A 24,514-nucleotide genomic window follows, 5' to 3' on the forward strand; every position below is an offset into this window, starting at 1 on the left:
CATGCGCGGCGTCCAGAGGCGTGAACGATCGGTCATGTATCCTGAACGTTTGGGATCACCTCCAGCGGGGTGGGGCCGGTTGCGGATTGTAACAACCAGCTTTTGGGCGGCTGGGTGCGGGCGCGCAACCGTTCAAGTCGCCAGCGCGCGGCTGTGGGCGTATGGGCCGGGGCCATATGCCAGCGCGTTTCGATGCCCGGCGCCCCGCCCTGATCCGGGGTCAGCAGCAGCGCCATGGGGGCGGGGCCCTGGGTGCTGCCTTCTTCGGCGGCCAGATGCAGGCGGCGCACCGGGGTCATGGCTGGGGGGGCGGGCAGTTCACAGACCACAAGGGCGGCGGCACCGCTGCGCAGGCTTTCCTCGACACACCACAAAAGATCCTCTCCCCGTGTGGGGCGTACAAACAAAAACCGTGCAGGATCCGTGAACCGGCTGACCCCATCAGGGTTCAGCTGATCGCGAAACCAGGCAGGTACAATCCACAGAATCGGCCCCGCGATGGCCGAGGCCACCCAAAGCGCAAAGCTCCACCGCGCCGGGCCACAGACCTCATGCGCGCGGGCGCGGGGCAGGAGAATGTCATCACTGAGGCGCAGGCCATTGGCGGGGCGGTGTGCCTTGCGGCTGAGGAGGTGAGTCGTCATGAGATTACGTTAGCACGTTCTTTGTTTGTTCTCAATTTCTCACGGTGCTGCGGATGACATGCTGCGAGATGTAGCAGCAGCGATCGTGGGCGGTCTGACAGGTAAACGGCAGGACCAAGAGGGGTTGCACTGCCACAAATCCTTCGTAGGGTGCCGGAGAAAGACGCCCACACAGCACAAAGGATGCGCGCGATGAAACAGAACCGGCTTGGCCGCACTGATATTATGGTCTCGGAATATTGCTTGGGCACCATGACCTTTGGCACTCAGACCGACGAAGCAGATGCCCATGGGCAGCTGGACATGGCGTTGGATGCAGGGATCAATTTCCTGGATACGGCAGAAATGTATCCGGTGAACCCAATAAGGGCCGAAACGATTGGCGACAGCGAAGCCATCATTGGCCGCTGGATCGAGAAAAGCGGGCGGCGGGGTGACTATGTGCTGGCCACCAAACATTCCGGCGAAGGGCTGAAAGCCGTGCGCGATGGGGCGCCGATCAGCAAAGACAGCATTGCCGCCACGGTGGAAGGCTCGCTGAAGCGGTTGAAGACCGACTATATCGACCTCTATCAATTTCACTGGCCCAACCGCGGCAGTTTTATGTTCCGCAAGAACTGGTCGTTTGCGCCCTGGAACTCCGGCCACACCTTGGACGATATCCGCGCCGATATGGAAAGCTGCCTGGAAGCGTTGCAGGAGCAGGTGGACAAGGGCAATATCCGTGCCTTTGGTCTCAGCAATGAAGGGGCCTGGGGCACAGCGCAATGGCTGCAGCTGTCAGAAGCCGGCAAAGGCCCGCGGGTGTCGACGATGCAGAATGAATATTCGATGCTGTGCCGTCTTTATGACACCGACCTGGCAGAGATGAGCATCTATGAAGAGGTGGGGTTGATTGCCTATTCGCCGCTGGCAACTGGTCTGCTGACAGGCAAGTATCAGGGTGGTGAAATTCCAGAGGGCTCACGCATGTCGATCAATGACAACTTGGGCGGGCGGGTGTCGCCGCGGGTGTTTGCCGCTGTTGAGGCCTATCTGGAGATCGCCCGCAAACATGACCTGGATCCAACCCAAATGGCGCTGGCCTGGTGTAAAACGCGGCCCTTTATGGCGTCTGTCATTTTTGGCGCGACAAGCCAGACACAGCTGGCGCATATTATTGCGGGCAAGGATCTGGAGCTGAGCGCAGACGTGGTGGCCGAGATTGATGCGGCCCATAAAGCGCATCCAATGCCGTATTAAATGTAGTTGAACGGGGGCGAACAGCTCCCGCCCGGGCCTGCACGATTAAAATCGCGCGGGCCCCGTTGGGCCAAGCGCCGCGCCATGGGCGCGGCGCGGTTGCGTTCTGAGGTGCCGTTGGCGAAACCTGTCAATGACGGGTGGCAGAAGAGCGCGAAGCAAAGCGCGCCAAGCTATGGGGCAGAAGGCCCCGCCCTGACTGCTGTTGTTCGGTGCCGCTGTTGCGACCTGAAACAGCACCTTGGTCCTGACGGAACTCTTCCTGACGCAAGTCCCGGGCTGAGACCCCATGCGCGGTGCGGAAAGCGCGCGAGAAGCTGGATTGCGAGGTGAACCCCGTGGCCTCGGCCACTTCCATCAGCGGAAGGGATGTATCGGTGACCAATCGCCGTGCCTCTGCCAGGCGCAGTTGCAGATAATGATCCTGCGGCGTGGTGTTCAGGCGCAGGCGGAACTGTTGTTGCAACGTGCGGGTGCTGGTGCCCAGGATCTCGGCCATCATCGACAGGGGCATTGGCGTGGCCAGCGTGTCTTCCATCAGCGTATGGGCCTGGTCGGTCAACGCGGTGTCGCGCTCACCGCCAGAAGGCAGGGTGACAATCGCATCTTGGTCCGAGCCGTCCTGTGGCGATGCAAGAGGCGGCGCAAAGAGGTCGGCCATACGCCCTGCAAAGCCTGCGCCCATGCGTGCATTGATCACATGGAGCATCAGATCCACGGCTGCGGTGCCGCCACCTGCGGTGATGCACCCCTCGGCAACGGTAAAAGGGTCGTCAGACAGGGACACCTGCGGGAAGCGGCGGGCAAAGCTTTCGCGGGCATTCCAATGGGTGGTGGCAGGCAACCCGTCCAATAAACCCGCCTCGGCCATCAGCCAGGAGCCGCCGTCGATCCCGATCAACGTGGCGCCTGAGTCAGAAATCCGGCGTAGGCCTGACAACAAGCTGGGCGTGGCGTGGCGCGCCAGCTGGAAGCCTGCCAGAACAATCAACGCATCACAGGTTTCAAGCTGGGCCAGCGGAAAGCAGGGCACAGTCAGACCGCTGGAGAGCATCGGCACCTCATCCGTGGCGCTGACATAGTCCCAGTCAAAGATCGGACGCCCCGCCAGCCGGTTTGCCGCCCGCATCGGATCCACGGTGGCCGCAAAGGCCAGGGTGTTGGTTTCGTCCAGCACAAGCACGGCTGTGTTCAGCGCTTGGGCCTCGGGCTGGAGGATGTTCAGTGCGGATTTCATCAAGTCGATTCGCTTTGTGATAAGTCTTTCCACAAGGCTGAGCGATGGGCGATTTCGGCGCAAATGGGTTTCCGGGGGTAAGGCTGGGGATAACTTGGGGCACAACACGGTACATGGCGAGGAGAAGATTTTTTGCCCAAAAAGTGTTAAAATCAGCGGCAAGCGGGCGCTTTTTGTGGGGCAGATCCGCCAACGTGCTGGGGCCGGAAACCGGCGCAGATCAGGGCGACTTGCCCATAGCTCGCACCGCCAGAAGATGCCATAAGCGGGCCTATGTATTTATGGATCTTCATCGCTCTTGCGGCCGCCAGTTTTCAGACCATCCGCTTTATGCTGCAAAAGGTGCTTGCGTCCGTCAGTCTGACAGCTGCTGGTGCGACCTTTGCCCGGTTCCTGTATTCGATGCCGTTCATTCTGGGCGCGCTTGCGGTTTACCTCTGGCAAAGCGGCCAGTCGCTGCCGGACATGGGCGCGCGGTTCTGGATGTTTGCGCTGATTGGCGGGGTGGCGCAGATCCTTGGGACAATTTGCGTTGTGGCCTTGTTCAAACAGCGCAATTTTGCCGTTGGTATTACCTTTAAGAAGACCGAGGTTATTCAGACCGCCTTGGTTGGGCTGGTGATCCTGGGCGATCAGATCACGATGGGCGGCTGGGGGGCCATCCTGTTGGGCCTGGTTGCGGTTCTGATCCTGTCAAAACCTGCCCAAAGCAGCGGTCCCTGGTATCAGCATCTGACCAACCGGGCCTCATCCCTTGGGATTGCGTCGGGGGTGTTCTTTGCCTTCTCGGCAGTGGGCTACCGTGCTGCATCGCTAGAGTTTGCAGAGCTTGCGCCCATTGTGCGTGCGGGCGTGACGCTGGCGGCAGTGGTGACCTTGCAGACTGTGATCATGGCCGTGTGGCTGGTGCTGCGGGACCGGGGTGAGATCGCGCGGGTCTGGCAAGCCCGCCGTGTGGCGATCTGGGTGGGGTTGACCAGCATGGGCGGGTCGTTCTGCTGGTTCTGGGCCTTCACCTTGCAAAACGCAGCCTATGTCAAAGCCGTGGGGCAGGCGGAATTGTTGCTGTCGCTGTTGGCCTCGGTTTTGGTGTTCAAAGAGACGGTGACCCGGCGCGAGATAGTCGGCATGGCCGTCCTTGGCCTGTCGATCCTGCTGCTGATCCTGACGTTATAGTGTCCAAACACAACAGCTTAGCCCAGGGGCGAGGCCCCATTTAGACGCAGGAACAGGCTTTCTTCGTCGGAGTTTCGGAAAAATGGCACCGCCTCAAGCGGAGTAAGGTCTGGAAGGCGCGCGGTGAGCTCTGCCAGAACCACCTGGGTAATGAACGGCAGGTCAAAGCTGCGGGCGTTGGCCAAGGGCACCCATTGCAGGTTTGACAGCTCATCCGAGGCGCGTGAAAAGTCATCAAGGTCACTTGCAACCTGGCGCGCGTCCGCAAGGAAAAACCGCGCATCAAACCGGCGGGGACGGCCCACGGGGGTGATGGCGCGAAACACAAACTCAAGCGCGGTGGGGTCCGGTTGGTGACCGGTGGCGGCGAAGCTGGTCCAATCGGCGGGCGCGTCATCCCATCGGCCCGGACGCCCCAGGATCAGGCCGGTTTCCTCCCATAATTCGCGAATGGCGGCCGAAATCAGCGCTGGGCCAAGTGTGGCGCTGGATTGATCCGCCAGTTGCGCGGCGATCCGCGCCGAAATCTCCGAGGTCAGGGGGATATCTGCATCACCCGGATCCACAGCCCCACCGGGAAAGACAAATTTGCTGGGCATAAAGGCAGCCTTGGCACCGCGCTGCCCCATCAGAACGCTGGGTGCATCACCGCGCGGGTCGCGGATCAGAATAATAGTGGCAGCGTCGCGGAGTGCAGATTTGTCGGGCATTGAACCTCGGCTGGGTTAATCGTCGCGGTCAAACCCATGCATACCACGCGCCCATTGATAGGCAATGACTATCCCCTTCATGCGGGGCAGCAGATACAGAGAGGACACAAGGCAACCGATGCTGAACACAGAGAATGTCACCATGGGTGCAGGTTGCCAGGTGAAATAGACGATATGCAGCAAGGGGGCCATCAAATGCCCCACGATCAGGATCGTCAGATACGCAGGTCCGTCGTCGGCCTGAGCTTTTGACAGCTCCAAATCACAATGGCTGCAGGTGTCATTGACCTTGAGATAGGAATGAAGCGCCTTCCCCTCACCGCAGCGGGGGCACCGGCACCGCCATCCCTTCCACAGGGCCGGGCGGGTTGCGCGCGGTGCTGGGCTGGTTTCAAGTGGCGTGTCAGTCTGGCTTTGGGCGGCGCTGTTGTTCATAGCATTTATCCTACATGATCGATGCAGATTTGGGCGTTGTGAGAACAAAGTAAAGGTGAGTACGCCGCGTTGCGTCGGCGTGTCGCAATTTTTTTCGACGATCTGCGACGGAACTGCGGCCCCCGTCCGTTTCTCTTGGGCATCGGGCAGCAAGAGGCTGTCTGCGCCATAGGAGAGTTAAACATGAAACATATCACCTTTATTGCTTTGATTGTTACCGGCGCGAGTGTTCTGGCCGCAGGCGCAGCATTGGCTAAACCTCATGGCCATCACGGACCACGTGCAAGTTTTGAAGAACTGGACGCCAACGGTGATGGTGAGGTCACCCAGGCCGAAATGGAAGCATTGCGGACGCGCCACTTCTCGGCAGCGGATACCAATGGCGATGGGGCTTTGTCGCTGGAGGAGTTGACCGCGCGGGCGGCCGAACGGGCGCAAGACCGGGCTGAACGTATGCTGGAGAAACTGGATGCCAATAACGACGGGGTCCTGAGCACGGATGAGATGCCTCAGCCGCGCAACCCTGGCAAGCAGTTCGCGCGCTTGGATGCGGACAACAGCGGTGGTATCTCCAAGGAAGAGTTCGATACAGCCCGTGAAAAACACCGCAACGGGCAGGGTGGCAAGTGGAGAAAACATTGGCAGGGTCAGAACCAGGACCAGAACTGATCCAAGCTGAGTGTTTGATGCAACACAACACCAGTCACGGCGTGCCCCAAGCGTGGGGCCGCCGATGACGACTGCAGAAGCGCCGACGGATGATGCTCTGCTGGTCCTGTTTGCCAATGGCGACAGGGCCGCTGCCGCAGATCTGAGCCAAAGACTGGCGCCGCGCGCGCTGGGCGTGGCGATGCGGATGCTGGGCAATCGTGCTGAGGCGGAGGACATCACCCAAGAGGCGATGATGCGCCTGTGGCGGATGGCGCCCAATTGGCAACCGGGGCAGGCGCAGGTTTCGACTTGGCTGTACCGTGTGGTGACCAATCTATGTATCGATCTGAAACGCAGGCAACGCGGCGGGCATCTGGATCTGGATGCGATCCCAGAGCCTGCGGATGAGGCGCGCGGCGCAGCAGAAAAGTTGCAAGAACAAGCCCGTCGGGATGCGCTGCAGGAGGCATTGATGCAGCTGCCGGTGCGTCAGCGACAGGCGGTGGTGTTGCGCCACATCGAAGAATTGTCCAACCCCGAGATTGCTGAGATTATGGGTGTTGGGGTCGAAGCCGTCGAAAGCCTGACGGCGCGGGCAAAACGGGGTCTTGCCAAAGCTTTGGCCGGTCGCAAAGAAGAGTTGGGTTATCACGATGGCTGATGAACATAAGACAGATTTGAATCCTTCTCTGACGGAGGTGGATGCGCTGTTGCACACAGCCCGAGCCGCGCCGCCAGTGGTGTCTGACGATTTGATGGCCGCGATCCTGGCGGATGCAAGTCAGGTGCAAGCCGGTTTTCTGCCGCCAGAGATGCCCGTGCGCAGGCAAAACTTCTTTGCCGCGCTATTGTCGGTTCTGGGCGGGGGCGTCGGCGTCGGGGGGCTGGTGACGGCTGGACTTGCCGGGGTCTGGATCGGCGTGGCGCCGCCTGCGTTTTTGCCTGATCCAATGGAGCTGACCGGCATCACCACCACAAGTGAACTCTTTGACGGGTTTGATATGAGCGAATTAATCAGCGAGGATCTGCAATGAGCGATGCGCAAACCCCCCAAAAACCATCGAAAGGACCGCGTTGGGTGCGCATCTTGTTGGTGATCTCTCTTGCGGTGAATGTCGCAGTTGTTGGGGTGATGGCGGGGACCGCATATCGGATCAAGGACCGTCGCGGTGGTCATGATGGGCCACCGTCGCTGTCGGTGATGGTGTTTCGCGCGATGGAGCCAGAGATGCGTCGTGATCTGATGCGCCGGGCCGCAGGTCATCACAAAGATCTGCGCGCGCAGCGTCACGCCGATCGCGACGCATTGTATCAAGCCTTGCGGGCTGAGCCTTTTGATGCGGCGGCAGTGGCTGCCGTGCTAGAGGAACAGGCACAGCGACAGTATCAGGTTCGGGAAGGCCTGCGGATGGTCTGGTTGGAAGAGGTCAGCCAGATGAGCGCTGAAGAGCGGGCCCAGTTGATCGAACGGTTGGAAAACCCGCCACATCACCGCTTCAAAGAGCACAAACGCTGGGGTGGGCGCGATTAAGCGGCCACCGGGCTTTGCTTGCTGACGCTGACCCGATTGCGTCCGGCGTTCTTGGCTGCATAAAGCGCCTGATCCGCTTTGGCGATCAGATCAGCGGCTGACAGATCTCTCATCTGGCGCGTGCTGCCAATCACTGCGCCAACGCTGATGGTCATCTTGATCGGTTGATCGATGCCTGCGACCCGAAACGGACGTTCATTAATCGCGTCACAGAAATCCGCAGCGGATTTTGCGGCATCGCTGGCGCTTTGACCGGGGAGCACAAACAGGAACTCTTCACCGCCGATCCGCGCCAGCAGATCCTTGGGCGTGATCATCATTTTGAGCCGGGCGGCGGTTTCAATCAGCACCGCATCGCCGACGGGATGGCCATAAAGGTCGTTGACCTGTTTGAAATGGTCCAGATCCGCCACCATCAGCGCAAAGCTTTCGCCCGTGGCGCGGGCGTCCTGCAGAACCCGGTCCAGAAACGGCATCGCATAACGCCGGTTGTGCAGACCCGTCATCATATCCGAGGAGGCTGCCTTCAATTCGCTGTGGATACTGGCGCGCAGGCGGTCCTCTTGCAGCTTTTGGGTCAGCTGGGCTCGCAGCCGCATGGCCAGCTCGGCCGGGTTGAAGCCGGATTGAACGACATCATGGGCGCCGCGATCCAGGGCTTCGGCAGCAATCTCTGGTGTGTCCTGATCGGGCAGAGCTACAATGATCGATTGGCGCGTTGCCGCGCGGGCCCGCAGATCCGCAACCAGGCGCAGGCCCAGCCCGGCGGTGTCTGGGTTCAGCTCGATCACAATGGCATCCGGCACCGGCGCGCTCATCAAACCGCGAATATCCGTCAGGTCGTGGCAGCGCAGCCCAAAGGGGGCAAACTCTTCCAAGGCCTTTTTCCAGTTGCGCCCCATCAGCTTAGTCTCGGTGACCAAGGCAACGGTAGCGGCGCGCAGGGGTTCCATCTGGCCAAATTCAATCGAACTGTGGCGCATGGCACCGGCGGCATCGCGCTGCAGGCGCAGCTCTTCCTTGGCGCTGCGGGCGCGCAGCAGGCTGCGAATGCGGGCGTGTAGAACCAAATCATCAATCGGGTGACATATCACGTCTTCCACGCCGGCCGCCAATGCGTCCAGCCGCGCCGTTGTGCATCCTTTGGCATCAACTGCGATCACGGGAACGTTGCGCAGCCTCTCCTCGCGCTGCGTAGCGGATTTCACATCACAAGCGGTACCGTCCGAAACAGCCAGGGCGGTGATAATCAGGTCTGGGGTGCAAATGCGCAGTTTATGATGCATCTCCTTCAGGTCGCCTGCTTGGACCACATCAAAGAAAGCATCAGCCAGTTGCACCTTGAGCGCAATCCGGTTGGTGGAGACCCCGTCTATAACAAGGATTGTTCCTTGCACCTGATTTCCCTTCGAAGCTTGCATTCTGTTTGTTAGGAGTTTTTATGAGACTGGTTAAGAAACCCTTTCCCATCTAGCTAAAACTGTTCCGATATGCCGAAATCCGCTCATGCCGCTGAAACTCTGGCCCTGAAAGCACTGGCCTGGCTGGTCAGCCAAGAAGACCTGTTGCCGGTTTTCCTGGGGTCATCCGGTGCAAGCGAAGCGGATTTAAGGGAACAGGCGCAGGATCCGGTGTTTTTGGCTTCGGTGCTGGACTTTCTGTTGATGGATGATGCCTGGATTGTCGGGTTCTGCGATGCGGCTCAGGTCGGCTATGAAACGCCGATGCAGGCCCGTGCGCAACTTCCGGGTGGCGCACAGATCAACTGGACTTGATAATCCCGCGGAAAATGGCAGAACGCTTGGGCATTTGATACGAGCAGGAGAGGTGAGGCAATGTCAATTGATGCGATCTTGTTCGACAAAGATGGCACGCTGTTTGAATTTTCAGCGACGTGGGACACCTGGTCGGCGGGGATCATTCACACCCTGGCAGACGGTGCCGAGGACTTGGCCCACCGGCTGGCTGCTGCAATCGATTTTGATCTTGTAAATCAACAATTTCACCCCAATAGCATCGCGATTGCTGGCACCACCAGCGAGATCGTGACAGCGCTGTTGCCGCATCTGCCCGGACGGCAGCCTGATGAGTTGGAAGCCTTTTTGAGCGATGAGGCTGCAAGCGCGCCTTTGGTGGAGGCGGCGCCTTTGCAGGGGTTGCTGACTGGGTTGCGTGAAAACGGGTTGAAGCTGGGAGTTATGACAAACGACTCTGAGGCGTCTGCGCTCTCTCAGCTGGACAGGGCTGGGGTGCGGGATCACTTTACCTTTGTTGCTGGATGCGACAGCGGTTTTGGGGCCAAGCCGGATCCGGATCCGTTATTGGCCTTCTGCAATGCTGCACAGGTTGAACCTGCGCGGACCGTAATGGTTGGCGACAGTCTGCATGATCTTCATGCGGGCCGCGCCGCTGGCATGCAAAGCATCGGTGTTTTGACCGGAACCGCAACGCGGGCTGATCTGAGCCCTCACGCGGACGTCGTTTTAAATCATATTGGGGAGATACCAGCATGGATGACCGAGAATCGTTAAGCTTTCCCCTTGTTTCTATCGCCAGAATCTCATGTTTTGCGTGTCACATCAGCATGTTTTGCGTGTCGCACCAGATAGCATCTTAGCTTTGTGATTGTATTTTGCCGTGTTGTCGCCACGATTTTGGCTTGAAACATGGTTTTGTTGTACTGAGAGGCTGTGGAATTTGGAGAATTCGGCCTTTGTTAATAAAGCCGGGTCCATATTGGACAAATGAACAACAAGGGGCCAAGCGATGCATGGTCTAATCAACAAAGCGATACAAGCGTTTGTCACCGATACATATGGGGCAGACCGCTGGAGATCCGTGATGGATTTGGCCGGGCTCGGGTTTGTCGAGTTCGAGGCGATGTTGATTTATCCTGACGACCAATCCCACAAAGTGCTTTCAGCGATGGAAACAGTCTTGGAGCGGCCCTTGGTTGAGATGCTTGAGGATATGGGAACATTCCTTGTGTCCAATCCCCAGGCCGAAGCCCTGCGCCGCCTGTTGCGGTTTGGTGGGGTGGACTATGTGGAATTTCTTTATTCACTGGATGACCTTCCGGACCGGGCGCGGTTGGCGGTGTCTGATCTGCACCTTCCCGCGCTTGAATTGATCGAGCAGGGACCTGGGCAATTTGAACTGATATGCGCGCCGGGCCTGCCCGGATTTTCCAATGTCATGATGGGCATCTTGCGGGCCATGGCGGATGACTATGGCGATCTGGTGATCTTGGACCACGCAGGCCAGCGCGACGGTGCTGATATTATTGCGGTCACTCATGTCGAATCTCAGTTCGCAGAAGGTCGCTCCTTTAGCTTGGGAGCCCACAGCTTATGATGACGCCGCAGCAACTCTCAGATTTTGCCAGTAAAATCTGCCCTATGCATGTGATTATCGATGCATCTGGAAAGATCACATCAGCGGGGCCGACCCTGCGCAAACTGCGTCCTGAGCTTGAATGGGACGGGGCGGATTTCTTTGCTGTGTTTACCATGTCACGCCCCCGTTGGGTGCGCACGGTCAAGGATATGCTGTCCTCGGCCGGGGCCAAGCTGCATATGAATTTCGACAGTGAACCGCAAACCGGCCTGAAGGCAGTGTTGGCACCGTTGCCCGATGGCGGTGGCTTCTTGAACATGTCCTTTGGCATTTCCGTTCTGGAAGCCGTGCAGGATTATGACCTGACAAGCGCGGATTTTTCACCCACCGATCTCACGATCGAGATGCTGTATCTGGTGGAAGCAAAATCAGCGGCGATGGAAGCGTCGCGCCAGCTGAATATGCGCTTGCAAGGGGCAAAGATCGCTGCGGAAGAGCAGGCCTTTACCGATACACTGACTGGTTTGAAAAACCGTCGCGCGATGGACCACGTTCTGGCACGCATGATTGCGGCAGGCCGTGAATTTGCGTTGATGCATGTGGATCTGGACTTCTTCAAACAGGTCAACGACACGATGGGTCATGCGGCTGGGGATGCGGTGTTGCAGCGCGTGGCCCAAGTTCTGGTGGAATGCACGCGCGATGCGGACACCGCCGTGCGGGTCGGGGGTGATGAATTCATTCTGTTGCTGGACGGTTTGACCGATCCCAGCAAATTGGAAAACATTGCCAACCGCTTGATCCAAAAACTGGAACAGCCAATTCCGTTTGAGGGTAAGATGTGCCAGATCTCGGCCAGTGCGGGTACGACTCTGGCTAAAGGCGCCCCTCCACGAGATGCAGCAACCCTCATCCACGAGGCGGATCTGGCGCTCTATGCGGCCAAGAATGCGGGCCGTGGTCGGCATCTGTTCTACCAACCCCACATGGAAATGGCCGGTTAAGTCACACTTTGTGCCGTGCTGAACCGTTAGGTCGCGACGTCATTTGATGTACGGGGCGGGCACGGCCGTTTGTCCACTTGTCAAATCTACTTTGTGTTTTCACCTTGGGCTCCACAAATCATCGAAGGGGGAGATCAAGATGGATGTGCGTGGGCAGATTGCAGTGGTCACCGGTGCGGGCAGCGGATTGGGAGAAGCCACAGCGCGCCACCTGGCGGCACAAGGCGCGCGCGTGGCCGTGTTTGATGCCAACGAGACGGCGGCGCAGGCTGTTGCGCAAGACATCGATGGGCTTTCGGTTTTTGTTGATGTGACGGATCAAACAGCGGTTGAGGCGGGATTTGCAAAGACGCTGTCGACATTTGGCGACGCGCCCCGAATTGTTGTGAATTGCGCGGGCGTGGCCTTGGGCGCGCGGGTTGTTGGGCGCGAGGGCAAGATGTCCTTTGATGTGTTTGAAAAGACGCTGAAAGTGAACCTGTTTGGAACCTACAACGTCATGAGCCACGGGGTGCGCCATATGCTGGATCTGCCGGTGCAGCAGGATGGTGAACGTGGGGTGGTCATCAATACGGCTTCGATCGCTTACGAGGATGGGCAATTTGGCCAGACCGCCTATGCGGCGTCCAAAGGGGCGGTCGCGGCGATGTGTCTGCCCGCCGCGCGTGAGCTTGCTGCCTCAGCGGTGCGTGTGGTTGCCATTGCGCCGGGCCTGTTTGGCACACCAATGATGCAAAGCCTGCCGGATGAGGTGACCGATAAAATCACCGGCGATGTTCCCTTTCCCGCGCGGCTTGGAGATCCCCGGGAATATGGGTTGATGGTCGAGCATATTGTGACCAACCCCTATTTGAACGGGACAACCATCCGTCTGGACGGTGCACTGCGCCTGCCGCCGCGATAATGTGAGGTCAATGCTATCGCCCAGACCATAGTCCGTTCGAAGATTTTAATACTCAATCGGGGAAAAGTGGCAGCCCGTAGGGGAATCGAACCCCTCTTTCCAGGTTGAAAACCTGGCGTCCTAACCGATAGACGAACGGGCCACTCTGTGCGTGAGGGGGTGTTTACTCACTCTGCTTGTTGGGCGCAAGAGGAATTTTGTGGAAAACTGGAAAAAAGACCAACTTTTGTCGATCAGGTCTAAGGTGTTGTAAAGGTTTAAAGAAAGCTCTGTTTTGGGCAGGGCGCTGCCGGTGGGCGTCGACGCCGCCTTGGCCATAGGTGCCGGGGCTCGAATGTCATTGGGTGTTGCGCCTGCGCGGTGTTGCCGGGATACTTGGGCCCTAACCCTGGTGGCGCACCGTTGCGTCAGCGGCCCAAAAACACAAGAGACACTGATTGATGACTGAAGCGCGCACCGCGGTTTCGGCGGTAACGCCTGGACAAACACCCCTGTCACAAGACCCCCATGCAGTGCGCGAAGTGCGCGAGAAAAACCTGGAGGTCGCCATTGGTCGTCAGGTGCGTGAATTGCGCAAACGGCAACGGCTGACCGGTGCAGAGCTGGCCTCTCAGGCGGGTGTATCGGTGGGGATGCTGTCCAAGATTGAAAACGGTGTCATCTCTCCCTCGTTGACCACTTTGCAGGTCTTGGCCAATGCGCTGCGTGTTCCGGTTATGCAGTTGTTTTCGGGATATGAAGAAACCCGCGGCGCAATGCATGTCAAAGCAGGCGAGGGGGTAGAGACCGATCGTGCGGGAACCCGTGCGGGGCATCAATATCAGCTGCTGGGTCATATCGGCTCTAACAACACAGGTGTTGTGGTCGAGCCCTATTTGATCACCCTTTCAGACACCAGCGACCGCTTTCCGACCTTTCAACACGAAGGGATGGAGATGCTTTATGTGCTGGAGGGCGTCGTCGACTATCGCCATGGGGATCAGATGTACCGGTTGGAGCCGGGCGATACCCTGTTGTTTGACGCGGATGCGCCCCATGGACCTGCGGAAATGATCGAATTGCCGGTGAAGTTCCTGTCGATCATCAGCTATCCGCAACAGAAGTAATCCACATTTTTCAGATCTGAGCTCACAATTGCCCAAAACTTAAGCAGGTTTCGGGCCCTCTTGCCTTGTGTGAAAATAAATTTCCCACAGGGAAATAAAATTGATTGAAGGGAAATCAATTTTCCTGTTAGTCAATTTGTGACGGCGCAAAGCCGAAGCAATACGGAGAGAGATATGTGTGGCATCGTAGGGCTGTTCCTGAAAAAGGACGAGCTGCGCCCGCGTTTGGGGGATCTGCTGACGGATATGTTGATCACGATGACAGATCGTGGCCCTGACAGCGCAGGCATTGCAATTTATGGCGACGCGGTTGCCGGTCAGACCAAAGTGACAATTCAGTCGGACACGCCGGATGTGGATTTCGATGGGTTGGAAGCCGCGCTGAGCACTGCCATCGATGCGCCGGTCGCGGTCAAAGTGATCAGCACCCATGCGGTTGTGACCCTGCCTGAGGGAAAGGAAGCCGCAGGGATTGCCGCGCTTGAAGAAAAAGGCCTGCGGATTATGGGGTCGGGTCAGGCGATGGAAATCTTCAAAGAGGTTGGCCTGCCCAAGGATGTCGCAGAGCGCTTTGGCCTGCGGGACATGGGGGGCAGCCACGGCATTGGTCACACGCGGATGGCCACGGAATCTGCTGTAACAACGCTGGGCGCACACCCTTTCTCTACGGCGGATGATCAGTGTTTGGTCCACAATGGATCGCTGTCAAATCACAATCAGATGCGCCGCACCCTGGCCCGCAAAGGGGTGATGACCCGGACTGAGAACGACACAGAAGTGGGCGCGGCCTATATCTCGTCTCGGATCGCAGAGGGAGCTTCCCTGGGAGAGGCGTTGGAAGGCACGCTGGAAGATCTGGACGGGTTTTTCACTTTTGTGACCGGAACCAAGGACGGCTTTGGTGTTGTACGCGACCCGATTGCCTGCAAACCGGCGGTTATGGCCGAGACCGAAGACTACGTGGCCTTTGCTTCCGAGTATCGCGCGTTTGCGGATCTGCCGGGGATCGAGGCTGCCAAGGTTTGGGAGCCGGAACCCGCAACTGTTTATTTCTGGGAGCGCTAAGCGATGGGAAACACATTGGATATGGCGCAGCTTGAACTGCGCGCCGTGAACAGCACCCTGCAAGAGGCCGCAAGCACCAAGGCAAACGACGCCTATGTCATTGATAATCCGCGTGGCAGCCATGCGCTGGCCTGTGGCCTGAACGGCCCCGTGGATGTGACCATCAATGGTTCAACTGGCTATTACTGCGCGGGCATGAACCAGGATGCCTCGGTCACCGTCAAAGGGTCTGCGGGTCCGGGTGTGGCCGAAAACATGATGTCCGGAACCGTCACCATCGAAGGGGATGCCAGCCAATATGCAGGCGCGACCGGGCATGGTGGACTGCTGAATATCAAAGGCAATGCGTCGTCACGCTGCGGGATCTCGATGAAGGGGATCGACATCGTGGTGCATGGCTCCATCGGACATATGTCCGCTTTTATGGGCCAAAAGGGCAATCTTGTTGTGCTGGGCGACGCGGGCGATGCACTGGGTGACAGCCTGTACGAAGCGCGCCTGTTTGTGCGTGGGACCGTGAAGTCTCTGGGAGCGGATTGTGTCGAGAAGGAGATGCGACCCGAGCATCTGGAATTCCTGGCCGACATTCTTGCCAAGGCCGGAGCGGAAGCCAAACCGGAAGAGTTCAAACGTTATGGCTCGGCCCGGACGCTTTACAATTTCGACATCGACAATGCTGACGCCTACTGAGGAGTGACAGATGGATAAGACACCTAACACAACACCGCGTCAGTCCTGGACGTTCTCCAATGATGTGAATTCAGACATCCGTCGCGCTGCAGCCACCGGGATCTATGATATCCGGGGTGGTGGCGCAAAACGCCGGGTTCCGCATTTCGACGATCTGCTGTTTCTGGGCGCATCCATGTCGCGCTATCCGCTCGAAGGCTATCGCGAAAAATGCGATACCTCGGTCACGTTGGGCACACGCTTTGCCAAAAAGCCGATCGAGCTGAAGATCCCGGTGACCATTGCGGGCATGTCCTTTGGCGCGCTGTCGGGTCAGGCCAAGGAGGCACTGGGCCGCGGTGCGACGCTGGCGGGAACCTCGACCACCACGGGTGACGGCGGCATGACCCCTGAAGAGCGCGGCCATTCGGAAAAGCTGATCTATCAATATCTTCCCAGCCGATACGGTATGAACCCGGACGATCTGCGCCGTGCCGATGCGATTGAGATTGTGGTCGGGCAGGGTGCAAAACCCGGCGGCGGTGGCATGCTGTTGGGGCAGAAAATCACCGAACGTGTGGCAGGCATGCGTGACCTGCCAGAAGGGATCGACCAGCGGTCCGCCTGCCGGCACCCGGATTGGACCGGACCGGATGATCTGGAGATCAAGATCCTGGAGCTGCGGGAAATCACCAATTGGGAAAAGCCGATCTATATCAAGGTTGGCGGCGCGCGTCCTTATTATGACACCGCATTGGCCGTGAAAGCTGGCGCGGATGTGGTTGTTCTGGACGGCATGCAAGGTGGCACGGCTGCAACGCAGGATGTGTTTATTGAACACGTCGGCCAGCCCACGTTGGCCTGTATCCGCCCCGCCGTTCAGGCCCTGCAGGATCTGGGCATGCACCGCGAGGTTCAGCTGGTGGTCTCAGGCGGGATCCGCAATGGTGCGGATGTGGCCAAAGCTTTGGCGCTGGGCGCAGATGCGGTGGCTATCGGCACCGCTGCCTTGATCGCGCTGGGGGATAATGATCCCAAATGGGAAGACGAGTATCAAAAGCTCGGCACCACAGCGGGCGCCTATGACGACTGGCACGAAGGGCGCGATCCGGCTGGGATCACCACGCAGGACCCCGAACTTTCCGCCCGTCTGGATCCCATCGCCGCAGGTCGTCGTTTGCGCAATTACCTGAACGTGATGACGCTGGAATGCCAGACAATTGCCCGCGCATGCGGCAAAAGCCACGTTCACAACCTCGAACCTGAGGATCTGTGCGCCTTGACCATGGAAGCCGCCGCAATGGCGCGTGTACCCTTGGCGGGCACCGATTGGTATCCCGGTAAACCCGGTTTCTAAAACAACAGAGGGGCGCAAAAGCCCCTCGCTTCCTCCAACAGGGAACAAAGGACAAGACGAATGAGCGTTCTTGCAGAATTCGCCGCCAAGACCGGCGTGAAATATTTCATGATCTCCTTCACCGATCTGTTTGGCGGCCAACGCGCCAAACTGGTCCCCGCGCAAGCCATCGCTGATATGGAAGAAGACGGCGCAGGCTTTGCAGGCTTTGCCACCTGGCTTGATATGACGCCGGCGCATCCGGATATGCTGGCGGTTCCGGACCCGTCCACAGTGATTCAACTTCCGTGGAAGCCCGAGGTCGCCTGGGTGGCGGCCAACCCGATCATGGAAGGTCAGGACGTCGAACAGGCCCCGCGCAATGTGCTGCGCAAACTGGTGGCAGAGGCCGCTGAAAAAGGTATCCGGGTTAAAACGGGGATTGAGGCGGAGTTCTTCCTGCTGACACCCGAGGGCGACAAGATCTCGGACCCTGCTGATACGGCTGAAAAACCCTGCTATGACCAACAGGCGGTGATGCGCCGCTATGATGTGATCGCTGAGGTCTGCGACTACATGCTGGAGTTGGGCTGGGGGCCGTATCAGAACGACCACGAAGACGCGAACGGCCAGTTTGAAATGAACTGGGAATTTGCCGATGCGCTGGTCACCGCTGATCGCCACTCCTTCTTCAAGTTCATGGTGAAATCCGTGGCTGAAAAACACGGGCTGCGCGCGACCTTTATGCCCAAACCTGTCGAAGGGCTGACGGGCAATGGCTGCCACGCGCATATCTCGGTCTGGGATCTGGACGGGGTGAACAACGTCTTTGCCGCCGACAAAGGCGAAGGCCAGACCGGCGAGTTGGGCCTGTCACAGGACGGCGCGCATTTTCTGGGTGGCATCATGAAACACGCCGAAGCGCTGGCGGCCATCACCAATCCAACGGTCAACAGCTACAAGCGGATCAATGCGCCGCGCACCATGTCGGGTGCCACCTGGGCGCCCAATACCGTGACGTGGACCGGCAACAACCGCACCCATATGGTCCGCGTGCCCGGACCGGGGCGGTTCGAACTGCGCCTGCCGGATGGGGCCACCAACCCCTATCTGTTGCAAGCGGTGATCATTGCAGCCGGCCTCTCCGGCATGGCCAGCGAGGCGGACCCTGGCCCGCGCTATGACATTGATATGTATGCCGAAGGTCACACAATCACCGACGCGCCCAAGCTGCCGTTGAACCTCTTGGATGCGATCCGTTGGTTTGACAAGGACAAAGAGCTGAAAGCCAAGCTGGGCGGAGATTTCTCGGCCTCTTACATGAAAATGAAGATGCAGGAGTGGAACGCTTTTGTCTCTCACTTCTCCAGCTGGGAGCGGGACAATACCCTGGATATCTGACCGGATCGGAATTGTTCCACAGACGGGTCAGACCGATTGAGACTCATGTGGTGGCTGGAAGTTTCCGGCCACTGCAATTATGGTCCGGAGGCCGATACATATCGCAACAACTCCAAGGACCATTTTTGTGACTTCCAGCACGCGCCGACCCGCCACACCCGAGCCCGCCGGGCAAGCGATTGGGGTGACTGTGCAATATGTGCTGGACACGCTGACCACCCGCATTTTGTCCCTGGAATATGCCACCGACGAGCGTCTGCCGTCTGAACGGCAAATGGCCCAGGACCTGGGCGTTGCCCGCAACACGGTGCGCGAGGCGCTGGATATCCTGGAAGAACGCGACATGATCCGTCGCCGTGCGGGGTCAGGCTCATTTGTTACCTATGATCCCAGCGCCGCCTCGGATCCCCATACCCCGGTTGCGGCTGAAACCGGTCCACTGCATCTGCAAGTGGTGCGCGGGATGTTTGAACCCGAAATGGTGCGCCTGGCCATTATCCATATGTCACCGCGCCAAATTGATGCCTTGGGGGAAACCCTGTCCAAGATGGAGGCGGTGCAGACAGATGCGCTGCAATTCGTCCGGTTGGAAGAAGAGTTCCACCGCCAGATCGCTGAAGGTACGGATAATCCGTTGCTGGTGGCCTGTTACAATCTGGTGATCGACACACGGCGGCAGTCTTTTCGCTCAGCCATGTATCGCCGCCACCTGACCCCCAGCCGGATCGCCGCCTATCAACGCGGATATAATGCGCTGTTCAACGCCATCGCTGCGCGGGACATTGAGGAAGCCAGCGAGTTTATGAAGCTCACCCTGCTTGAGGATCAAAAGCTTCTGATGCAGGAAGATTAAGCCCCTCGGGCGCGGCGGCTAGGCGTTGTTGCCAGGTTTGCCCCAGGTCGCTCAGGTGTTTGCGCAGAAGATCCTCATGCTGGTCCAGCCAGTCCGGCACCGAGCCAAATTCCACAATCCGCGCATGGCCGTCGCGGATCTTGACTACGGGCCAATCCCCAACCAGCGCATTGTCGATGCCAAACAGATTGGTACCATACCAGCGTGCGGGTCCAAAGGCGTGGGGCATTTCCTGGCGTCTTTTCATGGCCGCCAGCACCGTTACGGGATGGGTGGTATCGGCAAGTTCTACCGCATTGTGCCACAGATCCAGAACCGAGGCATATTCCCAGCTCACCGCGTTCCATTTGCCCGGAAACATTTGATTATACGTGTCAAAAAACGCCTTGGGCCTGCGAAAGAAAAACGCGGTGTCGGCCAGTTTCGGGTCGTCGAAATCAGGAAACTGAAAGGTATATTTGCGCATAAAATCAGCTGAGGTGCGGGCGATCATTTTGGGGTAGTCATCCGCCGTGCAGGCCAGGATTTCGCCGTTGAACCCTTGGGCAAAGGCTGCCTCGGTCAGGGCCTGCATCATGGGCGGCGATGAGGAACACCAGCACAGGATATCGGGATCTTCGGCAATCATGGCGCGCACGATCCCGGCAGCATCCTGCGTGTCCGGCGCATATTGCACTTCTTTTACGGTTTGGTGCCCGGTGGCCTCAAAGGCGGCGCGATACACCGCCAGTGACGGCAGTCCCAACCGGTCGCTTTGGCTGCACAGCGCCACTTTGCGGGCTGCGGGTGCAACCCGTGCCAGCCATTCCACACCGGTGACATTGAACAACGGGTGCACCTCGGCCGGTGCGATCATGAAGGGGGTGTCGGGGGTTAAATCAGTCGGCAGCAAGGTTGCCACCAACATGCGTCGTTGCATCAGATAGGGGAGGACCGGCGCAAAACTGTCGCCGCCCAAGGTCAGGATCAAGCGCACTCTTTGGCGCTCCACCATACCGCGGGTTGCGTCCAGGGTGGCGGCGGCCCCTTGGGCACTGTCGTGGATCACAATCTCCACCCGATGCCTGCGGCCAGCCACCATCAATCCACCCGATGCGTTGATCCCATCGGCCCAGATCCGGCAGCCATCAATCCCTTGTTGACCCCATTCCGCTTCGGGGCCGGTTAGGGGCGTGACAAATCCGATCCGAACAGGAGCCCGATTCTGCGCGCCAAGCGGGCGCAGGGTTCCGGTGACTGCAAGGCGCTGAGAGAGAGAAGGAGTGCTCATAAAATCACCTATAGCCAAAATTGTTGTTTGAGAAATGGGAAATTTATTTTCCACACAGGAAAAAACCTTTGCCAGGGGGAAATTTTTGGCGCAGCTTTGGTTCAGATAAAAGGAACCAGTTGGAAAATTTGGTTCAGCCCAATTGGGCGCAACGGAAAACGGTAAGGGAGTTCACCATGGGAAAACGAGTCGCAGTCATCGGCGCAGGTCCGTCTGGTCTGGCACAGCTACGCGCGTTTCAGTCTGCTGCACAGAAGGGTGCGGAGATTCCAGAGGTTGTCTGCTTTGAAAAACAAAGCAACTGGGGCGGCCTGTGGAATTACACCTGGCGCACGGGGCTGGATGAGAATGGTGAACCGGTTCATTGTTCAATGTACCGGTATCTGTGGACCAATGGACCAAAAGAGGGATTGGAGTTTGCCGACTACTCGTTCGAAGAACACTTTGGCAAACAGATCGCCTCGTACCCTCCACGTGCGGTCATGTTTGACTACATCGAAGGGCGCGTGAACAAAGCGGGCGTTCGGGACTGGATCCGTTTTTCAACCGTGGTGCGGAATGTGGAGTTTGACGCAGGCGCGGAGGACTTCACGGTCACCGTGCATGATCTGGCTGAGGATCGCGTTTACAAAGAGCGGTTTGATCATGTGATCATCGCGTCCGGTCACTTCTCCACCCCGAATGTGCCGGAATACGAAGGGTTTTCGACCTTTAACGGTCGTATCGTGCACGCCCATGACTTCCGCGATGCGCGTGAATTTGCTGGCAAGGATGTGCTGATCCTCGGCTCCTCTTATTCGGCGGAGGACATCGGTTCCCAATGCTGGAAATACGGGGCCAAGACCGTCACCACCAGCTATCGGTCCGCGCCGATGGGGTTTGACTGGCCCGAAAACTGGGAAGAAAAACCAGCGCTGGAGAAGGTCGAGGACAAGACCGCGATCTTCTCGGATGGGACCACCAAAGATGTGGACGCGATCATCCTGTGCACTGGCTACAAGCATTACTTCAACTTCCTGCCGGACGATCTTCGCCTGAAAACAGCAAACCGGCTGGCGACGGCTGACCTTTATAAAGGCGTGGTCTATGCCCATAACCCCAAGCTGTTCTACCTGGGCATGCAGGACCAGTGGTTCACCTTCAATATGTTTGACGCACAGGCCTGGTACGTGCGCGACATCATCATGGACCGGATCGATGTCCCCGCTGACAAGGACGCGCTGCTGGCAGATGTCGCGGAACGGGAGCGACTGGAAGATGCCTCAAGCGATGTGAAATACGCGATCAAGTACCAGGGCGATTATGTCAAAGAGCTGATCGCCGAGACGGATTACCCCAGCTTTGATGTGGATGGTGCCTGTGCGGCCTTCTTTGAGTGGAAAGCGCATAAGGCAGATGACATTATGGCCTTCCGCAATCACAGCTATAAATCCGTGATCACCGGCACCATGGCACCGGCGCACCACACCCCGTGGAAAGATGCGCTGGATGATTCCATGGAAGCCTACCTCAAGAACTAAGTTGGGGCGGTTTCATGCTAGATTTCAACGCTTTGCAGGCGGCCCGTCGGGGGCCGCCCAAGCCGACGCGTGCGCGCCGACCGGTGGGGTTTGCCCGCTCCAGCGGGTCTGAACGCCATGTGGTGCCTGGGCGTGGTGCGGTCTTGGTTGAGATCGCGCCGGGCGACCGGCTGACCATCACAAATGACGAAGGTGGCCAGATCGCTGAACTGTTGGCGGCCCATCCGGATGGGCGGCTGGATGCGGGGCTTTTGGACGTGGGCGCGACGCATAGTGCTGATGGCCTGCGCACCTTGCTTGGGTCAGGTGAACCTAGTCTGCAGCGCCTGCATCAGGGCCTTGTTCAACGTGGCATAGACCTGTTTGACGCGCAGGCGGTTGTGCTGTTCGAAAGCAATACGCCCGCTGGAACACAGGCTGAATTTGTTGCCCAAGGCGCAGGCTTTGTCATTCTTGCCGCGCCCGCAGATGCGATGGATGTGGCGGGGCAGGGCACTGCGACACCGCTGTCCCTGGTGATTGAACGCGCAAATCCGGCCACGCGCCCGCTGTTTGATCTGCCGGATCCCTTGGCCGATCCGGTGCTGGATCTGCGGGTGACCTCGGCAACGGCCCAATCGTATCGCATTGCTGCCGGGCAGTATTTCCAGATTATTGATGTGGATGGCCGCCAATGCACCGATTTCCAGTGTTTTGATGCGCGCAAACTGGATCGCGGCATTGTTCGCCCGCTGGATGTGACCACAACGCGAACCCTGCAGCACCACGCCTATCCAATGCCGGGGCTGCATGGGAAATACTTTGATCAGGACATGACCCCGCTGGTTGAGGTCATCCAAGACACCTGTGGTCGCCATGACGCCTTTGCCATGGCCTGTGCCGCGAAATACTATGACGACATTGGCTACCCCGGCCACGCCAATTGCTCTGACAATTTCAACGCGGCCCTTGCTGCATATGACGTGCCCGCGCGGGCGGGTTGGATGGCGGCCAATTTCTTTTTCAACACATCAGTGGATGATCATGGTCAACTGCTGGCGGATGAGCCCTGGTCGCGTCCGGGCGATTACGTTTTGCTGCGCGCGCTGACGGATATTGTTTGCGTCTCCTCCGCCTGTCCCGATGACACCTCAGCCGCCAATGGCTGGAACCTCACCGACATCCATATTCGCGCCTATGACGGGAAGGAGCGTTTCCAGCGCGCCGCCGCCTGGCGTTCCAGCCCCGAGGCAGAACCGATCATGACCCGTGAAACCGCCTTTCATCAAAACTTTGCAGAAATGACCCGTGATTTCATCGATTACAAAGGGTTCTGGTTGCCAAACAGCTTCCCGCAGGTCGACGCGACCGAGGCCTATTGGGCCTGCCGCGAGGGCGTCGTGGCAATGGATCTGTCCGCGCTGCGCAAGTTTGAGGTCACAGGCCCCGATGCCGAGGCGCTGATGAACTGGGTATTGACCCGCAATGTGGAAAAGCTGGGCGTAGGGCAGGTGGTCTATTCCGCCATGTGTTACGAACATGGCGGCATGATCGACGATGGCACGCTGTTTCGCTTGGGCCCGCAGAATTTCCGCTGGATTGGCGGCTCGGACGAAGGCGGTGAATGGATGCGCCAACAGGCCCGCGAGCTGGGTCTGAATGTGATGATCCGCAGCTCGACCGATCAGATGCACAATCTGGCAGTGCAGGGGCCAAAGTCACGCAGCCTGATGAGTGAGATCATCTGGACCCCGCCGCATCAGACCGCCATGGCGGATCTGGAGTGGTTCCGCTTTACGGTTGGGCGCATTGGTGGGCCCATGGGTGCGCCGGTTGTGGTCTCGCGCACCGGATATACTGGCGAGCTGGGGTATGAGATCTTCTGCCACCCCAAGGATGGCGCGACTGTGTTTGACGCAGTCTGGACCGCCGGAGAGCCACTGGGCATCAAACCCATGGGATTGGATGGGTTGGATCTGGTCCGGATCGAGGCGGGGCTGGTCTTTGCGGATTATGAATTCTGCAGCCAGACCGACCCGTTTGAGGCTGGAATCGGCTTTACCGTGCCGCTGAAGTCCAAGACCGGCGATTTTATCGGACGCGACGCGCTACAGCGGCGCAAGGATACGCCCGCGCGCAAACTGGTTGGGCTGGATCTTGCAGGGCAAGAACCGGTCGCCCATGGCGATCCGGTCTGCAAGGGCCGCGCACAAGTGGGAGAGGTGACCTCCGCCATGTTTTCCCCACGCCTGGGACGGTGGATCGCGCTGGCGCGGTTGGATGTGACCCAGACCGAGCCCGGCACGGAATTGCATGTGGGCCAGCTGGAACCGGGGCTGAAACGCATCCCGGCCGCAGTTGTGCCTTTCCCCCATTACGACCCCAAGAAAACACGACCGCGCAGCTGAATGCGCGGCGATGAACCCCAAGAAGCGGACAAAACCG

Annotated in this window: 25 protein-coding genes and 1 tRNA gene; 19 read left to right on the forward strand and 7 right to left on the reverse strand. The window is 58.6% G+C overall.

Features of this window, described 5'->3' with window-relative positions:
- Positions 1-32 precede the first annotated feature (32 nt).
- On the reverse strand, positions 33-644 hold the full coding sequence (locus GFB49_RS10355) for an ImuA family protein (RefSeq protein WP_153215793.1): 612 nt from the start codon (positions 642-644) through the stop codon (positions 33-35).
- A gap of 192 nt (positions 645-836) precedes the next feature.
- Between GFB49_RS10355 and GFB49_RS10360 the strand changes: the two genes are divergently transcribed.
- Positions 837-1,886, forward strand: coding sequence for an aldo/keto reductase (locus GFB49_RS10360; RefSeq protein WP_153215794.1), 1,050 nt, complete (start codon positions 837-839; stop codon positions 1,884-1,886).
- A gap of 130 nt (positions 1,887-2,016) precedes the next feature.
- Here GFB49_RS10360 and GFB49_RS10365 read toward each other — a convergent pair whose 3' ends face one another.
- On the reverse strand, positions 2,017-3,123 hold the full coding sequence (locus GFB49_RS10365; RefSeq protein ID WP_153215795.1) for a GlxA family transcriptional regulator: 1,107 nt from the start codon (positions 3,121-3,123) through the stop codon (positions 2,017-2,019).
- A 273-nt stretch (positions 3,124-3,396) separates the two neighbouring features.
- Between GFB49_RS10365 and GFB49_RS10370 the strand changes: the two genes are divergently transcribed.
- Positions 3,397-4,299, forward strand: a complete 903-nt coding sequence (locus GFB49_RS10370) for an EamA family transporter (RefSeq protein WP_153215796.1) — start codon at positions 3,397-3,399, stop codon at positions 4,297-4,299.
- 17 nt (positions 4,300-4,316) lie between these two features.
- Here the strand turns inward: GFB49_RS10370 and GFB49_RS10375 are convergent, their stop codons facing one another.
- Both GFB49_RS10375 and GFB49_RS10380 read right to left on the reverse strand, forming a co-directional pair.
- Entirely contained in the window at positions 4,317-5,009 is a 693-nt protein-coding gene (locus GFB49_RS10375) for an NUDIX hydrolase (RefSeq protein ID WP_153215797.1), read from the reverse strand.
- Between the two features lie 15 nt (positions 5,010-5,024).
- Positions 5,025-5,444 (reverse strand): DUF983 domain-containing protein, encoded by a 420-nt coding sequence (locus tag GFB49_RS10380; RefSeq protein ID WP_153215798.1) that lies wholly within the window; start codon positions 5,442-5,444, stop codon positions 5,025-5,027.
- A 183-nt stretch (positions 5,445-5,627) separates the two neighbouring features.
- Here GFB49_RS10380 and GFB49_RS10385 point away from each other — a divergent pair, with 183 nt between their 5' ends.
- The 4 genes from GFB49_RS10385 to GFB49_RS10400 all read left to right on the forward strand — a co-directional run bounded on the left by GFB49_RS10385 (position 5,628) and on the right by GFB49_RS10400 (position 7,626).
- Positions 5,628-6,113 carry an EF-hand domain-containing protein gene (locus GFB49_RS10385; protein WP_153215799.1) on the forward strand — a complete coding sequence of 162 codons (486 nt, stop codon included), beginning with the start codon at positions 5,628-5,630 and terminating at the stop codon, positions 6,111-6,113.
- A gap of 64 nt (positions 6,114-6,177) precedes the next feature.
- The gene (locus GFB49_RS10390) at positions 6,178-6,756 is read left to right on the forward strand and encodes an RNA polymerase sigma factor (protein ID WP_153215800.1); all 579 of its coding nucleotides are present in this window, start codon (positions 6,178-6,180) and stop codon (positions 6,754-6,756) included.
- Positions 6,749-7,129 carry a hypothetical protein gene (locus tag GFB49_RS10395; RefSeq protein WP_153215801.1) on the forward strand — a complete coding sequence of 127 codons (381 nt, stop codon included), beginning with the start codon at positions 6,749-6,751 and terminating at the stop codon, positions 7,127-7,129. The genes GFB49_RS10390 and GFB49_RS10395 overlap by 8 nt, the downstream gene beginning before the upstream one ends.
- Positions 7,130-7,173: 44 nt before the next feature.
- Positions 7,174-7,626 (forward strand): periplasmic heavy metal sensor, encoded by a 453-nt coding sequence (locus tag GFB49_RS10400; RefSeq protein ID WP_194269310.1) that lies wholly within the window; start codon positions 7,174-7,176, stop codon positions 7,624-7,626.
- On the opposite strand, the gene GFB49_RS10405 is transcribed toward GFB49_RS10400, so the two are convergent.
- Entirely contained in the window at positions 7,623-9,023 is a 1,401-nt protein-coding gene (locus tag GFB49_RS10405) for a diguanylate cyclase (RefSeq protein ID WP_343032537.1), read from the reverse strand. The two genes, GFB49_RS10400 and GFB49_RS10405, sit on opposite strands and share 4 nt — an antisense overlap.
- 93 nt (positions 9,024-9,116) lie before the next feature.
- On the opposite strand from GFB49_RS10405, the gene GFB49_RS10410 reads away from it, so the two are divergent.
- From GFB49_RS10410 to GFB49_RS10430, 5 genes are all read left to right on the forward strand, one after another.
- Positions 9,117-9,401, forward strand: a complete 285-nt coding sequence (locus GFB49_RS10410; RefSeq protein WP_153215804.1) for a DUF3572 domain-containing protein — start codon at positions 9,117-9,119, stop codon at positions 9,399-9,401.
- Between the two features lie 60 nt (positions 9,402-9,461).
- Positions 9,462-10,157, forward strand: coding sequence for an HAD family hydrolase (locus GFB49_RS10415; RefSeq protein WP_153215805.1), 696 nt, complete (start codon positions 9,462-9,464; stop codon positions 10,155-10,157).
- Between the two features lie 235 nt (positions 10,158-10,392).
- On the forward strand, positions 10,393-10,980 hold the full coding sequence (locus GFB49_RS10420) for a heme NO-binding domain-containing protein (protein ID WP_153215806.1): 588 nt from the start codon (positions 10,393-10,395) through the stop codon (positions 10,978-10,980).
- Positions 10,977-11,966: a GGDEF domain-containing protein gene (locus GFB49_RS10425; protein WP_153215807.1), complete on the forward strand. Its 990-nt coding sequence runs from the start codon at positions 10,977-10,979 to the stop codon at positions 11,964-11,966. Before GFB49_RS10420 ends, GFB49_RS10425 begins: the two co-directional genes overlap by 4 nt.
- A gap of 139 nt (positions 11,967-12,105) precedes the next feature.
- A complete protein-coding gene (locus tag GFB49_RS10430) occupies positions 12,106-12,870 on the forward strand; it encodes an SDR family NAD(P)-dependent oxidoreductase (protein WP_153215808.1) in 765 nt (254 codons plus the stop codon).
- 67 nt (positions 12,871-12,937) lie between these two features.
- On the opposite strand, the gene GFB49_RS10435 is transcribed toward GFB49_RS10430, so the two are convergent.
- Positions 12,938-13,012 (reverse strand) — tRNA-Glu (locus GFB49_RS10435).
- 298 nt (positions 13,013-13,310) lie between these two features.
- Between GFB49_RS10435 and GFB49_RS10440 the strand changes: the two genes are divergently transcribed.
- From GFB49_RS10440 to GFB49_RS10465, 6 genes are all read left to right on the forward strand, one after another.
- Entirely contained in the window at positions 13,311-13,976 is a 666-nt protein-coding gene (locus GFB49_RS10440) for a helix-turn-helix domain-containing protein (protein ID WP_153215809.1), read from the forward strand.
- 174 nt (positions 13,977-14,150) lie between these two features.
- Positions 14,151-15,041 carry a class II glutamine amidotransferase gene (locus GFB49_RS10445; protein WP_153215810.1) on the forward strand — a complete coding sequence of 297 codons (891 nt, stop codon included), beginning with the start codon at positions 14,151-14,153 and terminating at the stop codon, positions 15,039-15,041.
- A gap of 3 nt (positions 15,042-15,044) precedes the next feature.
- Positions 15,045-15,731 (forward strand): GltB/FmdC/FwdC-like GXGXG domain-containing protein, encoded by a 687-nt coding sequence (locus GFB49_RS10450; protein WP_194269311.1) that lies wholly within the window; start codon positions 15,045-15,047, stop codon positions 15,729-15,731.
- Positions 15,732-15,741: 10 nt separating this feature from the next.
- Positions 15,742-17,067, forward strand: coding sequence for an FMN-binding glutamate synthase family protein (locus GFB49_RS10455; protein WP_153215811.1), 1,326 nt, complete (start codon positions 15,742-15,744; stop codon positions 17,065-17,067).
- A gap of 60 nt (positions 17,068-17,127) precedes the next feature.
- Positions 17,128-18,447 (forward strand): type III glutamate--ammonia ligase, encoded by a 1,320-nt coding sequence (gene glnT, locus GFB49_RS10460; RefSeq protein ID WP_153215812.1) that lies wholly within the window; start codon positions 17,128-17,130, stop codon positions 18,445-18,447.
- Positions 18,448-18,574: 127 nt separating this feature from the next.
- Positions 18,575-19,300 (forward strand): FadR/GntR family transcriptional regulator, encoded by a 726-nt coding sequence (locus GFB49_RS10465; RefSeq protein WP_343032538.1) that lies wholly within the window; start codon positions 18,575-18,577, stop codon positions 19,298-19,300.
- Here the strand turns inward: GFB49_RS10465 and GFB49_RS10470 are convergent.
- A complete protein-coding gene (locus tag GFB49_RS10470; RefSeq protein ID WP_153215814.1) occupies positions 19,257-20,570 on the reverse strand; it encodes an ABC transporter substrate-binding protein in 1,314 nt (437 codons plus the stop codon). The genes GFB49_RS10465 and GFB49_RS10470 overlap by 44 nt on opposite strands.
- Before the next feature lie 176 nt (positions 20,571-20,746).
- On the opposite strand from GFB49_RS10470, the gene GFB49_RS10475 reads away from it, so the two are divergent.
- Both GFB49_RS10475 and GFB49_RS10480 read left to right on the forward strand, forming a co-directional pair.
- On the forward strand, positions 20,747-22,090 hold the full coding sequence (locus GFB49_RS10475; RefSeq protein WP_153215815.1) for an NAD(P)-binding domain-containing protein: 1,344 nt from the start codon (positions 20,747-20,749) through the stop codon (positions 22,088-22,090).
- 14 nt (positions 22,091-22,104) lie between these two features.
- Entirely contained in the window at positions 22,105-24,477 is a 2,373-nt protein-coding gene (locus GFB49_RS10480) for a trimethylamine N-oxide demethylase (protein WP_153215816.1), read from the forward strand.
- Positions 24,478-24,514 lie beyond the last annotated feature (37 nt).

The organism is Tritonibacter litoralis, assembly GCF_009496005.1.
Taxonomy (GTDB): domain Bacteria; phylum Pseudomonadota; class Alphaproteobacteria; order Rhodobacterales; family Rhodobacteraceae; genus Epibacterium; species Epibacterium litoralis.